Genomic DNA, 15,487 nt, shown 5'->3' on the forward strand with positions numbered 1-15,487 from the left:
GGGCGAGAGTGCTGAGACAATCGCCCCATGCCACGCTTCGAGCGCCTGACCGTCGAGGAAGCACGCACCCTGAGCCGCAACGAGTTGCTCCCCCGGATCGAGGAAGAGCAGAAGTTCTGGTACGAGCGCATGAACAGCGGACAGATGCGCGTCGGCGACGACGACGCGTTCAAGACCTTCAACCGGATCATGCACATCGTCATCAACCCCGACCGCGCCGCCTCCGCCGACCTGGTCAGCGGCGCACCCGAGGAGCAGGACTACTGGACGAAACCGCTCGGCGAGCTCGGCCACCTCTGACCAGACGAGGGAGGCCTCCGAGAGAGTGGCTGTCTCGGAGGCCGCGAGGCGGAGGGTAAGGGATTCGAACCCTTGAGGCCATCGCTGACCTGGCCGCTTTCAAGGCGGCTGCACTCGTCCACTATGCGAACCCTCCAGTGCGCACACCACCTTAGCGGCTAACGCTCGATGCGGCAGGGGTGTACCTTCGGAGAAGGCTCCTACGCGGGAGGCACCTCGTTGGCAGATCTCACTGTGGTGGTGGAGCGCTCCGCTGGAGCAGCGATCGTGCGCCTGCGAGGAGATCTCGACAAGCTTTCCGCGCCCGTGCTGCGCGACCAACTGGTCCTCCTGCACGACGAGAGAGTCCACACGATCGTCGTCGACGCCACTGAGCTGGCCTTCTGCGACTCCAGCGGGCTGTGGGTGCTGATCGAGCACCAGCGCCTGGTGCGCGAGCACGGCGGTGACCTGCGGCTCACCGGCGTCCACGGCGTGCTGCGCAGGGTGCTCGACGTGACCGGGCTCAGCGCCGTCTTCACCTGAGGAGATCAGCCGTATGCACCGCGAGTCCCACCTGCTCCAGGCCCTGCTGGGCACCCATTCGGAGGCGATGTGGCTCGGGCTCGGCGGCGGCATCGGGTTCATGTGCTTCGTCTTCAGGTACAAGGGCGAGCCGCCGATGCTGACCGTCGTCGCCCAGGCGCACCCAGAGCCGATGATCGGCAAGGCGCTCGTCCGCACCGGCGTGCCGCACCAGGTCAGGCAGACCGGCTCGCCCCGGGTGGCCGAGCGGAACCTGCGGGCCGCGCTCGACGCCGGTCACCAGGTGATCTGCAGGATCAGGCACGATCCCTACGACGTGGCCGTGCTCGGCGTCGAGGGCGACACGGTCAGGCTCCTCGACGGGGAGGTGCCGCTGGATCGGTTCATGAGCGAGTGGTCGGCCTTCAGGAAGGGCAGGCACCACCTGACGGAGATCACCGGCCCGCCCGCCATCGAGCCCGACGGCAAGGCGGCGATCAAGGACACCGCCGCCAAGTTGACCGGCCCCGTGCTGGGCAACGCCTTCGACGTCAACTTCGGCCTGTCGGGCATGCGGCGGCTAGCCGAGCACCTGGCCGACCCCGAGGTGCTCGAGAACGCGCGGCGGCGGCTGCCCGAGTGCCTGGAGGTCGAGTACACCGCCCCTGGCGCCACCCGGCCGCTCTACGCCGACTTCCTCGACGAGACGGGCGGCCATCCGGCCGCCCCTCTCTACCGGACGGCCGGCGAGCTGTGGTCGCGGGTGGCTCGCGAGCCCTCTCCCGAGCTGGTGCGGCGCGTCGCCGAGATCGAGGAGGAGGCCGCCGACCTACTCGTAAGGTTCTGACGGCGGGTCGACCCGCTCCACCTCCGAGGCGTCGAGCTCGGCGTAGACGATGCCGGTGGCGTCGTCGTCGACCTCGGTCGGCACCCAGGTCCCGGTGACCCGCACCCAGGAGTCGGAGGTGGGCTGCGGCGAGCCGCGCACGATCACCTTCAGCGCGTAGGCGTCGGCGGCGCAGCACGCCAGCTGCATCCGCGTGACGAACCACTGCCCCTTCTTCTTGGCCGGTGTGACGAAGCCGGTCAGCTCGACCGTCTTCCCCTTGAGCGTCTGGTTGGAGTCGCCGAAGACCCTGCCGATGAACTCGCTCATCGTCATCTCGGTCGGCCCGGCGTCCTTCAGTGGCGCGTAGGCGTCGAGGACCTGCGGCGGGGGCGGGGCCGCCGACCTGGCGGCGGCGAACGAGCCCAGCGCGGGCGGCGCGATCAGGAAGACCGCGAACACCGGCAGGCACAGCAGCCAGGCCACGCGGGGTCCGTGATGGTGCTCGGCCGACCTGCGGACCAGCCCCACCAGCCCGATCGCGAAGATGACCAGCCCCGCCGCGATGAGGAAGGGCCGAAAGCCCGGCTTGACGTAGTTGACGTAGGTGGTGGAGAACGCCGAGATCCGCAGCAGCGCGCCGCCGAGCAGCATCAGCACCAGATTCTGCGACATGCGGTTCACAGCAGGATCCATCCGACGACGACGCTCGCGGCCACGGCGAGCACGAGGGTGACGGGCACGAACCTGACCGCGAACGCCTTGCCGAACGTCCCGGTCTGCAGCGCGATCAGCTTGAGGTCGACCATCGGCCCGACCACCATGAAGGTCAGCTTCGCGGTAGGGGAGAAGGCCGACAGCGACGCCGCCACGAACGCGTCCGCCTCCGAGCAGATCGACAGCAGGACGGCGAGCGCCGCCAGCACCAGCACCGACAGCCACGGCACCTCCGCGACCGCCGTCAGCCACTCGCGCGGCACCACGACGTTCAGCGTGGCGGCGGCCAGCCCGCCCACGATCAGGAAGCCGCCCGCGTGTAGCAGGTCGTGCCGCATCGCCTCGAGGAACGAACCGTGGTGATGGGCGCGGTTGCGGATCCACTCTGTCTTGCCGAACCGCAGCCACAGCCAGCCCACCGCCACCGCCGCCACCAGCGAGGCGAGGAAGCGCGCGAGCACCATCAGTGGTTCGTTCGGAAAGGCCACCGCGGTGGCGACCAGCACGACCGGGTTGATCGCGGGCGAGGACAGCAGGAACGCCAGCGCCGCCGCGGGCGTGACGCCCCGCTTGATCAGGCCCGAGGCCACGGGAACGGAGGCGCACTCGCACCCCGGCAGCACCGCTCCGGCCAGTCCCGCCACGGGCACGGCGACCGCGGGCCGCTTCGGCAGCGCCCTGGTCCAGAAGCCGGGCGGGACGAACGCCGCGATGGCCGCCGACAACGCCACCCCGAACACCAGGAACGGCAGCGCCTGCACGCAGATCGCCACGAAGATCGTGGCCCAGGTCTGGAGCGCGGGCGCCGTGAGGTAGGGCGCGACCAGGAACCTGCCCGCGAGCAGGGCGGCGATGATCGCGAGGAAGAGCCACGGCACCTGGGTGGAGCGCGGCCTGCCCCATTCGTCGGGCGGGATCTCGAGTGTCCGGGGGACAGACATGGACACATGCTGCCAGGCTCAGAGCCGGTCGAGCAGCCACTTCGGCCCGGCGACGAGCGCGCCGAGCCCGGTCACCAGCTCTCTCAGCGCCCGGTCCGCCGTGACGACGAGCACGCGCTCCCAGGGCTTCGCCTGCCGTACGACCTCGACGATGGTGTCGTCGCCGCTGCCCGGCGCGGCGACGACCGAGATGCCCTCGACCTCTTCCGCGCCGCGCGCCGCGCCCTCCACGACCGCGACCACGCGGGGGAACCACTGCGCGAGCACCTCGTGCGGCAGGCTCTTGCCCGCCGCGTCGTTCAGCAGCCTGGAGGCCGCGGCTCTGCGGTCCTTCCACCAGCCGTGCTCGGCTCTCGCTCCGACGATGTTGGCGATGTCGAGCACCACCAGCTCGGGCGGCAGCGCGGCCTGGATCGCCGGCCACGTCTGGGCGAAGCCCGGGTGCAGCCGCCGCTTCGCCATCTCGGGCAGGGTGAGCCAGTGCAGGGCGTCACTCTCACTGTTGCCGGGCACGGCGTCCAGCAGCGCCTCGGCCTCGGCGATCACGGTGTCGAAGGCCCAGCCGCCGTGGTCGTCGTGGTAGACGCCGCGCACGCGCAGCTCGTCGAGCTTGAGCACGGCCTCCTCGCCCGCCTCGCGCAGCGCCGCGTGGACGGGGTCCTCGTGACTGTCGCGGGCCCCTCCCAGCAGGCCCCAGGTGCCGCCGTGATGGCTCCACACGGCCCGCTTCTGCATCAGGACGTGGGCGACGCCCTCCTCATCGCGATGGACGGCGAGCAGTCCCGCCGCGCCGTACCTGCCCCAGTGCCTGTGGCCCTGCCGACAGATCGTCCACCCGTCGCCGTCCTTGGTCGCCACCCTCGCCTCCCCCTCGCCGAACTCCAGTCTTCCCGATGGCCGGCGTCTGGCGACGGTCCGACGCGAAGATCATCTGTTTCGCCCGGTCGTGATCCGGCATACTGACGCGCACCTTGCCCCCCGTTGAAGGACTCGCGGTGCCCGCTTGCTCCCTGCGCCCCATCCGGCCGTTCGCCGCGCTCGTCGTCGTGGTGATCGCCCTGGTCGCCGTCGCGTCCGTCGCGATGTCGCTCGCCCATCTCCTCCACGGGGCGATCTGGCGGCTCAGGTATCCGCTGATCTACCTTCCGGCCGGGTTCGCGTTCGTGTGCTGGCTGGCTCGCGCCCGGGCCAACGCGTACGCGATCTCCCCAGGGGTCTTCCACACCTACGCCGCGCCGTTCGTGGTGGTCGGCTGGGTCCTGCCGGTCGTCAACCTGTTCGTGCCCAAGGGGATCGTCGACGACATCTGGGCCACCTCGCGGCCCGGCGGCCAGCCGTCCGGCACTGACCTGGTCAGGGTCCGCCGCTCGAAACTGGTCTGGGCCTGGTGGGTGAGCTGGCTGGGTCTGGTCGCCGTGCACGCGTACTCGGTGCGGTCGGCCCCCGGTCCCGTGGTGTCGGTGGCCACGATCGTGCTGTCCCTCGCCGCGGGCGCGCTCGCGATCGGGGTGGTCCTGACGATCACCCGGTTCCAGGAGGAGGCGCGCACGAAGGGGACGTTCGTGCCCGCCCAGCGGCTCGGCCTCGTCCCCGTCGTCGTGCGCGACCAGGACGAGGCCGTGGCGTTCTACGTCGGCACGCTCGGCTTCGACCTGTGCGAGGACCGGACCGGCGAGGACGGCGAGCGATGGGTGACCGTCCGGCCCCATCACGCGAAGGAGACCGCGCTCCTGCTGGTCCGCGGTGCCGCTCCCGCGGGGGAGAGGCGCCTGGTCCTGCACACCGACGACTTCGAGCTCGACCACGGGCGGATGGCGTCGGCGGGCGTCGCCTTCGACGCGGCGCCGCGGCGGGAGTTCTACGGCACGGTCGCCTCCTTCAGCGACCCCGACGGCAACCGCTGGGACCTGCTGTCATCCCCCGCCCGCTGACCCGCGTCTCGTCCCGATCACGATGAGGTACGGCCGGGGCTGGTGCACGCCCTGCTCCGTACGGTAGCCCTCGTAGAACTCGGCGAACGCGCGGTGCAGTTCCTCGCGCCGGTCCGGATCGAGTGACTCGGCCAGCGTCCTCGTCGGCCCGTAGACCGTGGAGAAGAGCTCCCAGACCTCCTCGCCCGACTCGCCGACCTGCGGCGCGTCGCCCTCCTCGAAGCGGAGCTCGAAGTACTCGCCCAGGCGCTGCTCGACGTAGCCGCGGTTCCCCCACTGGAACGGCGAGCCGGCCCCCGGCGGTGGCGGGGGCATGAAGGGCTTCATCACGTTGAACATGTCCACGACACCGCGCTCGTCACTCCAGTTACCGAGCGCCAGCCGGCCCCCGGGCTTGCAGACCCGCGCCAGCTCACGGGCGACGGCGGCGTGGTCGGGCGCGAACATCGAACCGACGTTGGACCCGACGGCGTCGAAGCTGCCATCCGCGTACGGCAGGCTCTCCGCGTCGCCGACGTCGTAGGTGATGTCGAGGCCGTCCTCGGCGGCGAGCCGCTTCGCGGTCGTGATCAGCGCGGGCGCGAGATCGACCCCCGTGACCTGCGCACCTGCCCGTGCCAGCAACGTCGCGAGCGCGCCGGTTCCCGTCGCGACGTCGAGCACTCGCTCACCGGGGCGAACGTCGAGCGCTCGCGCCACGTGGTCGAGTAGCGGCTGGTAGTGCTCCGGCAGCCGTTCGTAGGGGCCGGTGCCCCAGATGACGCTCTGCCGCTTCTTGAGCTCTTCGAACCCCATGCCCCCGCTCCTTCCGGCGCGCCCCCTGATGGGGCGGTGCCGTACACCCCCAGCCAGCACCTCCCCTTCGCGCGCCGCCGGAAAACCCTGGGTGACGTGCTCCTACTGGTTCACCTCGTCGTCCAGAGGGCCGAGATCGAGTTCGGCGAGGCGATCCGGGTCCGCGATCACGTCGATCTCGACGATCCTGCCGCCCGTGACGACGAAACCCATGACGGACAGCGGCCGTCCCTGCGCGGCGACCACGACGCCGGCGGCTCCGTTGATCAGCGCCGGGCGGGCGAACGGCGAGAGCCGTCCGAACGTGACCGCCTGCGCGGCCACGGTGCGGGCGCCGTGGAAGGCGACGGTGTGGCGGGCGCGCGCCGTGCCGCCGTCGGACCGCAGGACCACGTCGGGGTCGAGCACGGCGACGAGCGCGTCGAAGTCGCCGTCGCGGGCGGCGGCGAAGAACGCGTTGACGACGTCCCGCTGGCGTGAGAGGTCAGGGTCGGGTGCAGGGGCCTGCCCCTGCACGCGGCGGCGGGCGCGGCTGGCGAGCTGCCTGGTCGCGGCGGGTGACCGCTCGATCAGCGGGGCGATCTCGTCGAACGGCACGGCGAACATGTCGTGCAGCACGAACGCGAGCCGTTCGGCCGGCGCCAGTGTGTCGAGCACCACCAGCAGCGCCAGTCCGACCGCGTCGGCCAGCAGCGCCTCGTGCTCGGGGTCGGCCCCGCCTTCGAAGCTGACGATCGGGTCGGGCAGGTGCGTGTCGAAGGAGTCCTCGCGCCGGTTCTCGCGCGAGCGCAACACGTTCAGGCACACCCGCGCCACCACGGTCGTCAGCCACGCGCCGAGGTTCTCGACACCGCCGGTGTCGGCACGGCTGAGGCGCAGCCAGGCGTCCTGCACGGCGTCATCGGCCTCGCTCACCGAGCCGAGCATCCGGTAGGCCACCGCCCGCAGGCGAGGCCGGTGCTCCTCGAAACGCTCCGCCAGCCATGCGCCGTCGTCCACTGTGTCACATTCCTTCCGCGTGAGGCGTCGTAACACTAGACCCACGAAACGCGGCCGATGTGACCGGGAGGCCCGCTCACCAGCGGTGCCGGTGTGCGGCGTGCGCGCTGCCTGAGCGCGTCCTAGGTTTCCGACGGCGCCGCGCTCGGCTGCGACTGGGCTTGCGACGGCGCCGCGTTCGGGCGCGACTGGGTTTTCGACGGCGCCGCGCTCGGCTGCGACGCCATGGACGACTGGGTGAGCCGGTAGTGCGAGGGCGGGACGCCGTAACGGTCGATGAAGGCTTGACGCAGGGTCTCGGCCGTGCCGAATCCGCAACGGCCGGCCACGGTGGCCATGGGCAGGGAGGTGGAGGCCAGCAGGTGGGCGGCCGCTTCGGCGCGGGCCTGCCGTACGAACCGGCCCGGGGTCTGCCCGAGGTGGTGGAGGAACAGCCGCGTCAGGTGCCGCTCGCTCACGCCCGCGCGGGCGGCCAGCGCCGCTACGGTCAGGTCCGCGTCCAGGTGGCCGGTGATGTGGTCGACCACCCGCTTGACCAGGCTGTCGGACGGCGGCGGGGCGGCGGTGAACATGCTCATCTGCGCCTGGTTGCCCGGCCGCTGCAGGTAGGTCACGAGCTGCCGGGCCACGGTCCGGGCGAGCTCGGCGCCGTTGTCCTCCTCGATGAGGGCGAGCGTCAGGTCCAGGGCGCTGGTGACGCCGGCCGAGGTGTAGACGTTCCCGTCACGGATGAAGATCGGATCGGGATCCACGTGGACCTCCGGATGACGCGTGGCGAGCTGGCCCGCCCAGCGCCAGTGGGTGGTGGCGCGCCGGCCGTCGAGGAGCCCGGCGGCGGCCAGGATCCACGTTCCCGTGCAGACGGACGCCACCCGCCGGCTCTCGCGCGCCAGCCGGCGGATGTGCGCGAGGATCAGCCGGTTGGCGGCCGCGTCCTGGCTGCCGATCCCGCCGGAGACGAGCAGTGTGTCGATCGGGCCGGTGACCCGCTCGAGTCTCTCGCTGGTGTGCAGCGTCACGGTGGGGCCGCAGTCGATGGGCCGCGCTCCCGGTGTGACCAGGCGGACCCGGTAGTAGGGAGCCGCGCCGTGCCAGTTCGCGCATTCCAGGCCCGCCACCACGCAGGCGATGTCGAGTAACTCGGCGGCGTCGTACCCGACGACCACGAAATGCCGCTCCTCCATGGCCCGACTGTAGGCCGGAAAGACCGGCTGCCCAAGATTCCGGACCAGCCCGCCCGCATTCCTTGGGCGCGGCCTCCCCGGCTCACATAGTCGAACCATGACTCAGACAGCGGCGAAAGCGCGCGGCGGATGGCTGCGCTTCACCCTCCACTACATCGAGATGATCGTGGCGATGTTCGTCGGGATGTTCGCCCTCGGGTTCCTCCAGTCCGCGGTGGGCCTGGAGTTCTCCCACGCGCGGTATCCCGAGCTCGGCTACCTGGTGATGGCCTGCAACATGTCCGTCGGCATGGCCGTCTGGATGCGCTTCCGCGGCCACGCCTGGCGGCACACCCTCGAGATGTGCGCCGCCATGTTCGCCCCGGTCGTCCCGCTCTTCCCGCTGCTCTGGCTGGGTGTCATCGACGGCGGCGCCTTGATGCTCCTCGCGCATCTGGCCATGTTCCCCCTCATGCTCGGCGTGATGCTCCTGCGCCGCTCGGAACACGGCTGATCCGTATCCCGAAGGATCAGTGCCACTCGCCGCCCAGCAGGCGTTCGAACTCGGCGCTCGCCTCGGCCGGGTCGTAGCCGGGCAGGGCCTCGCGCATCAGGTCATGGGTCTGCCGCTCGGCGTCCGCGCACGCCGCCCGCACCGCCGCGAGCGTCTCCTCCGCCAGGTCGAGGCTGCCCAGGCGCAACGCACGGGGGCCGTAGGTGACGCCGAGGACATGGCCGTTCGGGTTCACGGTCGCCTTGACCTGGCCGGACGGCCCCTCACCGGTGCCGACGATCGCGTCGAGCTCCTCCTGTGCCGTCTCCAGCCAGGCCAGCATCCGCTCGCCCTGGCGGGCGGCCTCGTCGAGATCCTGGTCCCTGATGTTGGCAGGGTCGATGTGCGGGCCGTACACGCTTGCCTCCAGCCTAGAGAAGATCGCGGGCCGCCTGCTCGACCCGCTGGCGCACGAACATCTCGTCGAGCGGCTCCTGCAGCGCCGCGGCCCTTTCCCCGACCTCGTCGGCGATCTCCTTCGCCTGACGTCCGGCGTCCTCCTGCGCCGCCCGGAGCACCGCCGTCACCTTCTCGCCGAGCGCCACCTCGCCGAGGCGCAGCGCTCGCGGGTCGATGCGCAGGCGGGTGAGGCCACCCTGACCGTCGGCCGACGCCTCGACCAGCCCGTCATCGCTGGCCGCCCGGCCCTCCACCCGCTGGATGGCGGACCGCGCAGCCTGTAGCTCGCGCATGATCTGCTGGCTCTGGGCGACGTACTGCGCCAGGTATTCGGGGTCGTCTTCCGGTGCAGGCGACCGCATCTCGACCTCCGGCAGTCAGGGGACGGGTGGAGCCGCTCAGTGTAGACGCATCCCCTTTCGACCTTGACAGTGAGATGTACATCTCACGTACCAGAAGAGTTGCGCAAGTCACGATACGTCCCGATATGGTGCTTGGGCATGACGGGATTCGAGATCGCGTCGGGAGCGGTGGGGCACGAGGGGACACGTGTCAGCACCCACGGGGCGGACCACGAAGCCGCGATGCAGCGGCTCAGGGAACGAGGGAACGGCGTCGGCTTCTGGGGCGACGACGGGCTGTTCGGCATGATCGCTGCCACGTACGCCGAATGCACCCAGGTCTCGCTCGCCGCGCTCACCGGGGTCTCCGGGGAGGTGGCCGGCACCGGCGAGGCCATGACGGGCGTGGCCAGGAACACGCGCGACATGGAAGACGCCACCAGCGAGAGCATCGGCCGCTTCACATGGGCGTGATGCTTCCGCACGAACTGAGCGGGTTCCTGGGGATGCTCGGCGTGCCGTGGCCGAACATCGATGAGGACGAGATCAGGAAGGACTCCACGGCGTGGCGCGTCGTCAACGCCGCGGCAGCCCCCGCGGGCGCGGCGGCCGATCTGGCGGTCCGCGTGACGCAGCAGGTCTATCACGGTGAGTCGGCCACGGCCCTGGCCAACCGTTGGAGCGCGGTCGGCGGGGACGGCGGCCACATCTCCCAGGCCATGGCCGCCGCGAGGATGGCGCCGGTGGCGCTCGACGGCACGGCCGCCGTCGTCAGCGCGGTCAAGGTGGCCGTGGGCACGCAGGCGGCCGCCGGGCTCACCTATGTCGTACAGGCACTGGCGTTCAGTGGTGCGGCGGGTGTGACGCTGGCCACCGCGCGTATGTTCCTCACCCGTCATGCCATCGGGAAGGTGATGCGCGAAGGCGCCGAGGGCACCGGTAAGGTGCTGGCTCCGGCGTTGAGCCGGCGGGTGACCGACCCGATGCGCCGCATCCTGGAGAACCTGCGCCGCCCGATGGGCCCAGGCGGTCGCCCGCTCGCGGTCGGCCCTCGCGGCGGAGTCCCGATGCGGCCCACCGGCCCGAGGACACCGGCCGGCCCTCGCTCCGTCCAGGACGGCATGGCCCAGATGGGCCGCAGGAACAACAGGAACTCGGGCGGCAACAGCGGCGGGGGCCGCGGCGGGAGAAGCTGGGGCAGGAGAGACCAGACCGGGAAGTTCCACGGCGAGATTCCCTCAAGCACGAGGGGCATGACAGAAGAGCAGAAGAAGCAGATGGCGGATGATCTGAAGAAGAGCATCAAGACACGGGAGGCGGAGCAGGAGCGGCTGGGCTATGAAACCGGCCACGAGGAGAGGATCAGACGGGAAAAGGGCTTCCTCAGAAAGCTTCTAGGGGACTAGCAGCCGATGCAGACGCAAGCAGGCGACGACCTGATAGAGCGCATCCGTGTACATTCGGCCGACGACGCCGTCGTGGGCCCGGCGGCCAACGACCTGCTGAGCGAGTTGTTCGAGGGATACCCCGTCGAGAACCTCGGCAGGCTCCTCCACAGCGGCGACGACGCGGCCGTGCGGACGGGAACCTGGCTGCTGTCGGAACTCGGCGATCTCGCCGCCCCGATGATGAGCGACGTCCCCGATCTCCTCGCCCACCCGCTCCGCCACGTGCGGTACTACGCCATCGAAGTGGTGCTGGTGAACGGCGACGTCCAGCACGGGCCCACCATCGCTCAGGTCATGAACATGAGCGGGGACCCCGACAGCGCCGTCCGGTGGAAGGTTCTCGAGTTCCTGGCCTCCGCCACGGCCGACCAGCTAGTGGCCGGGGGGGCGTTCCTGGGAGCCGGTCAGGTCAGGGATCTGACCGAGTGGCTGATCCGCTACGAGATCGAGGAGCCCGACCCGCGTGACATCGCCGCCAGGCTCGAAGGGCACGATCCGGTGACCCGGCTGTTCGCCGCGGCGGCCGCGGCCCGACTGTCCGACGAGGACACGAGCCTTCTGCAGCACGCGGCCACCGTGGCGGACGAGGAGATCCGTTCGTTCGCCGAGCAGTGGCTGAGAGACCCACGCTGAGGCCGCAGATCAGCGACATCAGTCCAGGTGTCAGCCGCCGCCCTTGCTGAAGTGCTGGTAGTCACTGTCCGACCTTCTGACCTGCGGTAGCGGTGGTCAGGCTTCCTGGGAGGGCACATCGAGGGCACACGGCTCCGTTGCGTGTGCCCCGAAGACACGATCGACGGCCTTGCGCGTGCGGTCCTCGCTGGACGGCATGAGGTGTGTGTACGTGCGAAGGGTGAAGCCTGGATCATGATGCCCGAGGTACTCGCTCAGAGCCTTGATGCTCTCGCCGCCGTCAAGCAGTACGGAGGCGTAGAAATGCCGGAGGGCGTGCATGCCGTGTTCGCGATGCGACTCAGGCATCTCCCCTTTGGGCGGGGCGGGCACGATGCCCGCGCGAACAAGAGCCAACCGCCACCGCCCCTGGTTGAAGTAGGTGCAGTGGATCGCATTGCCGTTCGGCGTGGAGAAGATCAGCCGATGTGTCGTGGGCTTCCCGGCGAGCGCCAGCCAGGGCATCGTGACATCGACGGCTGGGAACGTAGTGAGGTGAGCGGCGAGCCGGAGGGCCACCGAATCAGGGAGCGGGACGTCACGCGTCTTCCCGCCCTTGGGGGGAGCGAAGACCTGACGGCCCCGGATGAGCTTCACCTGCCGTCGCACGTGGACGACCCGCCGCAGGAAGTCGACGTCATCGACGGCCAGCCCGAAGATCTCGCCCTGCCTCAGGCCGACGCCGGCCCCGATGTCGACTGTCGCGGCGTACCGCTCTCCGAGCGTGGCACGCATGCCCTCCACCATGTCGTACGTCCACGGCTTCACCTTGTCGCGAGAGATGGCGGGCGCTCGTACAACTGATGCCTTGCACGGATTCCTTGCCACGAGGCCGTCGTCCACAGCGGCGGAGAATACGGCGGAGACGTGTGCCAGCAGGACCTTGATGTAGGACGGGGCGAGCTTGCCTTGCAACCCACGAATCCACGCCTGGATCATGGATGGCCGGTTGGCGAGCACGCGCATCTCCCTGTCCCCCAGGACGGGATTGATGTGGTTGCGGAGCCGCATGGCGACCTGGTCGTGAACTGCCTCGTCGAACGGTGCTGTTCTCAGCCATTCGTCCGCACGCTGGCGGAAGAGGACCTTGCCTGCGCTCGGGTCGACGTACGTGCCAACAGCCAGTTCATTTTTGATCTTCGCGTCGAAGGCGTCAGCAGCGGCACGTTTATCGAAGTTCCTCTTCCGCTGCTCACCGCGGTCATCGCGCCAACGAACCTGCCAGCGCTCGCCTTTGCCGTGATCGGAGGTTGGTACGCGCTTGTGCTCGGGACACTTGGCGTCCCCAGGGCCCGGCCTGGACTTGTGCCATCTGTCGTAGACCGTCATGACTGCTCACGCACCCAGGCGTAGACATCCTCGGGGAGGTAGCGCACATGACGTCCGATCTTGCAGCCTTTGGGTCCTTTGCCGAGGTAACGCCATTGGTACAGGGTGGCCACGGGGACGCGGAGGTAGCGAGAGACGTCGTCGACGTCCCAGAGGCTGTCATCGGCACTCATCGGCGCTCCTCCTCTCGGCATGCGCGGCTAGAAGTGCGTCCACCGGCGAGAGGCCCTTGCCGACGTACTCCCAGTGGGCGATGACGAGGACGGTGTCTTCGTCGAAGAGAGGCAGGCGGCCGGTGGTGACCGCCTCGGCGCGGGCGTGCTCGGTGCGGTCGGCGCGGATGTTGCCCATGGTGGTGGAGTAGCGGCGGGACTTGGTGGAGAAGTGACCGCGGAAGCCGAGCATGTGGGCCCACTGGATCAACCGGAGGTCGGCCAGCTCGTCGAGGGCGCCCAGCCGTAGGCATGCGGCGATGAGGCGGCGGGCGTGGTCGCGGATCGGGAGGGTGTCGAGGTCGGTGAGTGGGTTGATGCGTTGGTCGAGGGCGCCGACGCATTCGACCGCTTTGGTGGCGTATTTGGCGACGTAGGAGGCGACCGCCTGCTCGGTGAGGTCGCCGTCCATGGCGATGCGCCGGATGTCGAGCTGGGTGCCCCACCGCAGGACCCTCGTCGGCTCGACACCCGCGGCCGGGATGGCGACGGTCACGGCTGAAGCAGCGTGCCGTACGGCGTCCGCCAGGGCCTCGGCGCTCGCCCAAGGCGGCGGTGGGGATTCGGGTCCGTCCGGGCCGTCGAGGCGGATGACAGCGTGCAGGTGGACGACGCCGCGTCGCTGGTATTCGGCCACCTTGGCGAAGGAGATCGTCACCTTCTCCTTCAGCGCCTTGAGGGTCAGGCCGGACAGCTTGGCGAAGCGCCGGCGAAGGGCCTCGGTGAAGCGACGCCACAACTCGGGGGCGACGGCGTTGAACAGGACCGAGCCGGAGTAGTCGTAGCAGTCGGGGCACAGTGGTTCGCCGAGGCGGGGGTCGTCGGCGCTGTGCTTGGCCGTACAGGACTGGACGCGGCCGTGTGGGCAGGTGCGGGCGTTGCGGCGGGGGTGGCAGGGCAGGGGCTTGGCGCCGCGCTCGCGGCGGGTGTGGACGAGACCGAAGGAGGGGGCGGTGAGGGTGACGAACAGGCAGGGGTGCGTGGCCACCGTGGCGGGCACTCCTTTGCCGCCGACGAGTCCGGCGCGGATCAGGTGGTAGGTGTCGGTGCGGTAGGTCTCGGCGCAGGACGGGCAGCGGGAGGCGCGTCGTGTCTTGCAGGGGACGCGCAGGATGCCGCCGGGTTCGGTGGCGGTGGTGTAGGTGTGCAGCCGGCGTCCGGTGGCGGGGTCGATGTGCAGGACGTGGCCGCGCAGGTGGATGGGCTGTCGGCAGCCGCCGGTACGGCGGATCTGGGTGGCCCAGCGGTCGTGGTCGGGGTCGTCGAGCCGGGCGATGAGCTCGGCGACGGTGTCGGGGCTTGCCATGATGGGGCTGTCCCTTCCGGGCTTCGCGGTTCGGTTCGGGATGGCCCCCCGACGTGACGGACGTCTTGGCGGATGTGTGGTCACGCCGGGGGCGCCGAAGGTGTCAGCAGTAGCCGTGGCCTTCGCAGTGCGGGCAGTTGTCGCCGTAGCTGTCGATGCCGGTCCCGCCGCAGGTGCAGCACTGGTGTCGAGGCGGGGCGGCGGGCGGGATCGCGTCTTCGCTCATGTGATCCACTTCCTTTCCGTCGAGCGGTCGGGGGCGGTGTTGATGAACACGCGCCAGGTGTACGGCCGGCCGGTCGTCAGCAGGCGCGAGACGGAGCCGACCGGCAGGACTGCGCGGATCTGGCGGATGGCGTGGGCGAGTTCGGCGTGGGTGCCGTCGATGCGGATGCGCATGGCTGCTTCCTTCGGGTTAGGCGGTTTCGGGGCTGTCGCGCAGGGTGCGCAGCAGGTCTGAGGCGAGTTGGCTGGATACGCCCAGCCGGGCGCGCAGGGTGTCGCGGGTGATGGGCTTGCCGTGGCGTGCCTGGTGTTCGTGGGCGACGCGGCGGGCGTAGTCGAGCAGTTCGGCGACCGGGCCGTTCTGGTCCGGTACGGCCGGCGGGGTCGTCTCCGGTACGGCGGACGGAACGGGGACGAGGTCTGAGGACGGTTCGGGACGGGGTTCGGAGGCGCGGCGCTCCAGCATCGAGACCGCGACGAGGAAGGCGCCGGCGGGTGTGGCGGCGGTGATCCATCCCCAGGGCGTCGGTTCGGCTTGGGCGAGGTTGGCGGCCAGCGACAGGACGATGCCGCTCGTCAGGACGAGGGTCGGCCAGGAGATCCAGCCGTTTCGTTCCCGTCCGTTCTTGCGGTCGCGCTGTCGTTCTCGGGCGGCCATGACGCAGGTGAGGTCGACGCAGACCGCTACCGCCCAGGCCATCCAGCCCGTCTGTCCGTGCTCGATGGCGGTGTCGCGGATGTGGGTGAAGCTGCCCGCTCCGGCGATCAGGGCGAGGATCAGCACCGGCGCGGTGTCGGCCAGGCGGGCGGCTTTGGGGGTCATCGG

At 70.2% G+C, this 15,487-nt stretch carries 22 protein-coding genes and 1 tRNA gene; 8 read left to right on the forward strand and 15 right to left on the reverse strand.

The features are described from left to right. Positions 1-27 precede the first annotated feature (27 nt). On the forward strand, positions 28-300 hold the full coding sequence (locus H4W81_RS36270) for a hypothetical protein (protein ID WP_192778917.1): 273 nt from the start codon (positions 28-30) through the stop codon (positions 298-300). Between the two features lie 49 nt (positions 301-349). Here the strand turns inward: H4W81_RS36270 and H4W81_RS36275 are convergent. Then, positions 350-436 (reverse strand) — tRNA-Ser (locus tag H4W81_RS36275). 83 nt (positions 437-519) lie between these two features. Here H4W81_RS36275 and H4W81_RS36280 point away from each other — a divergent pair. Next, positions 520-825, forward strand: coding sequence for an STAS domain-containing protein (locus H4W81_RS36280; protein WP_192778918.1), 306 nt, complete (start codon positions 520-522; stop codon positions 823-825). Positions 826-838: 13 nt separating this feature from the next. Beyond that, a complete protein-coding gene (locus tag H4W81_RS36285) occupies positions 839-1,651 on the forward strand; it encodes a BtrH N-terminal domain-containing protein (RefSeq protein WP_192778919.1) in 813 nt (270 codons plus the stop codon). Here H4W81_RS36285 and H4W81_RS36290 read toward each other — a convergent pair. From H4W81_RS36290 to H4W81_RS36300, 3 genes are read right to left on the reverse strand one after another with little or no spacing between them, the layout of a single operon-like run. Beyond that, positions 1,634-2,305 carry a TIGR03943 family putative permease subunit gene (locus H4W81_RS36290; RefSeq protein WP_225958960.1) on the reverse strand — a complete coding sequence of 224 codons (672 nt, stop codon included), beginning with the start codon at positions 2,303-2,305 and terminating at the stop codon, positions 1,634-1,636. The genes H4W81_RS36285 and H4W81_RS36290 overlap by 18 nt on opposite strands. 5 nt (positions 2,306-2,310) lie before the next feature. Continuing rightward, complete coding sequence (locus H4W81_RS36295) at positions 2,311-3,288, reverse strand: permease (protein ID WP_192778921.1); 978 nt, start codon at positions 3,286-3,288, stop codon at positions 2,311-2,313. Between the two features lie 18 nt (positions 3,289-3,306). Then, on the reverse strand, positions 3,307-4,146 hold the full coding sequence (locus tag H4W81_RS36300; protein WP_192778922.1) for an NUDIX hydrolase: 840 nt from the start codon (positions 4,144-4,146) through the stop codon (positions 3,307-3,309). Positions 4,147-4,283: 137 nt separating this feature from the next. Here H4W81_RS36300 and H4W81_RS36305 point away from each other — a divergent pair, with 137 nt between their 5' ends. Beyond that, positions 4,284-5,219 carry a DUF4328 domain-containing protein gene (locus tag H4W81_RS36305; RefSeq protein ID WP_192778923.1) on the forward strand — a complete coding sequence of 312 codons (936 nt, stop codon included), beginning with the start codon at positions 4,284-4,286 and terminating at the stop codon, positions 5,217-5,219. Here the strand turns inward: H4W81_RS36305 and H4W81_RS36310 are convergent. From H4W81_RS36310 to H4W81_RS36320, 3 genes are all read right to left on the reverse strand, one after another. Then, on the reverse strand, positions 5,202-6,014 hold the full coding sequence (locus H4W81_RS36310) for a class I SAM-dependent methyltransferase (RefSeq protein ID WP_192778924.1): 813 nt from the start codon (positions 6,012-6,014) through the stop codon (positions 5,202-5,204). The genes H4W81_RS36305 and H4W81_RS36310 overlap by 18 nt on opposite strands. 102 nt (positions 6,015-6,116) lie before the next feature. After that, positions 6,117-7,013, reverse strand: a complete 897-nt coding sequence (sigJ, locus tag H4W81_RS36315; RefSeq protein WP_192778925.1) for an RNA polymerase sigma factor SigJ — start codon at positions 7,011-7,013, stop codon at positions 6,117-6,119. A gap of 122 nt (positions 7,014-7,135) precedes the next feature. Then, positions 7,136-8,197: a GlxA family transcriptional regulator gene (locus tag H4W81_RS36320; RefSeq protein ID WP_192778926.1), complete on the reverse strand. Its 1,062-nt coding sequence runs from the start codon at positions 8,195-8,197 to the stop codon at positions 7,136-7,138. Between the two features lie 97 nt (positions 8,198-8,294). Between H4W81_RS36320 and H4W81_RS36325 the strand changes: the two genes are divergently transcribed. Further along, on the forward strand, positions 8,295-8,690 hold the full coding sequence (locus H4W81_RS36325; RefSeq protein ID WP_192778927.1) for a hypothetical protein: 396 nt from the start codon (positions 8,295-8,297) through the stop codon (positions 8,688-8,690). Positions 8,691-8,706: 16 nt separating this feature from the next. On the opposite strand, the gene H4W81_RS36330 is transcribed toward H4W81_RS36325, so the two are convergent. Continuing rightward, on the reverse strand, positions 8,707-9,087 hold the full coding sequence (locus H4W81_RS36330) for a YbaB/EbfC family nucleoid-associated protein (protein WP_192778928.1): 381 nt from the start codon (positions 9,085-9,087) through the stop codon (positions 8,707-8,709). A gap of 13 nt (positions 9,088-9,100) precedes the next feature. Then, positions 9,101-9,490, reverse strand: coding sequence for a YbaB/EbfC family nucleoid-associated protein (locus H4W81_RS36335; RefSeq protein WP_192778929.1), 390 nt, complete (start codon positions 9,488-9,490; stop codon positions 9,101-9,103). 138 nt (positions 9,491-9,628) lie between these two features. Between H4W81_RS36335 and H4W81_RS36340 the strand changes: the two genes are divergently transcribed. From H4W81_RS36340 to H4W81_RS36350, 3 genes are read left to right on the forward strand one after another with little or no spacing between them, the layout of a single operon-like run. Continuing rightward, positions 9,629-9,943 carry a hypothetical protein gene (locus H4W81_RS36340; protein ID WP_192778930.1) on the forward strand — a complete coding sequence of 105 codons (315 nt, stop codon included), beginning with the start codon at positions 9,629-9,631 and terminating at the stop codon, positions 9,941-9,943. Continuing rightward, on the forward strand, positions 9,943-10,875 hold the full coding sequence (locus tag H4W81_RS36345) for a hypothetical protein (RefSeq protein ID WP_192778931.1): 933 nt from the start codon (positions 9,943-9,945) through the stop codon (positions 10,873-10,875). The genes H4W81_RS36340 and H4W81_RS36345 overlap by 1 nt, the downstream gene beginning before the upstream one ends. A 6-nt stretch (positions 10,876-10,881) precedes the next feature. Then, complete coding sequence (locus tag H4W81_RS36350; RefSeq protein WP_192778932.1) at positions 10,882-11,550, forward strand: hypothetical protein; 669 nt, start codon at positions 10,882-10,884, stop codon at positions 11,548-11,550. Positions 11,551-11,646: 96 nt separating this feature from the next. Here H4W81_RS36350 and H4W81_RS36355 read toward each other — a convergent pair whose 3' ends face one another. From H4W81_RS36355 to H4W81_RS36375, 6 genes are all read right to left on the reverse strand, one after another. Next, positions 11,647-12,918, reverse strand: coding sequence for a tyrosine-type recombinase/integrase (locus H4W81_RS36355; protein ID WP_192778933.1), 1,272 nt, complete (start codon positions 12,916-12,918; stop codon positions 11,647-11,649). Continuing rightward, entirely contained in the window at positions 12,915-13,091 is a 177-nt protein-coding gene (locus H4W81_RS36360) for a helix-turn-helix transcriptional regulator (protein WP_192778934.1), read from the reverse strand. Before H4W81_RS36360 ends, H4W81_RS36355 begins: the two co-directional genes overlap by 4 nt. Continuing rightward, entirely contained in the window at positions 13,078-14,436 is a 1,359-nt protein-coding gene (locus H4W81_RS36365; RefSeq protein ID WP_192778935.1) for a replication initiator, read from the reverse strand. The genes H4W81_RS36360 and H4W81_RS36365 overlap by 14 nt, the downstream gene beginning before the upstream one ends. Before the next feature lie 103 nt (positions 14,437-14,539). Next, positions 14,540-14,662 carry a hypothetical protein gene (locus H4W81_RS48960; protein ID WP_264083215.1) on the reverse strand — a complete coding sequence of 41 codons (123 nt, stop codon included), beginning with the start codon at positions 14,660-14,662 and terminating at the stop codon, positions 14,540-14,542. Further along, positions 14,659-14,835 carry a hypothetical protein gene (locus H4W81_RS36370; protein WP_192778936.1) on the reverse strand — a complete coding sequence of 59 codons (177 nt, stop codon included), beginning with the start codon at positions 14,833-14,835 and terminating at the stop codon, positions 14,659-14,661. Before H4W81_RS36370 ends, H4W81_RS48960 begins: the two co-directional genes overlap by 4 nt. Positions 14,836-14,851: 16 nt before the next feature. Then, complete coding sequence (locus H4W81_RS36375) at positions 14,852-15,484, reverse strand: DUF2637 domain-containing protein (RefSeq protein WP_192778937.1); 633 nt, start codon at positions 15,482-15,484, stop codon at positions 14,852-14,854. Positions 15,485-15,487 lie beyond the last annotated feature (3 nt).

This window comes from Nonomuraea africana (assembly GCF_014873535.1).
Taxonomy (GTDB): domain Bacteria; phylum Actinomycetota; class Actinomycetes; order Streptosporangiales; family Streptosporangiaceae; genus Nonomuraea; species Nonomuraea africana.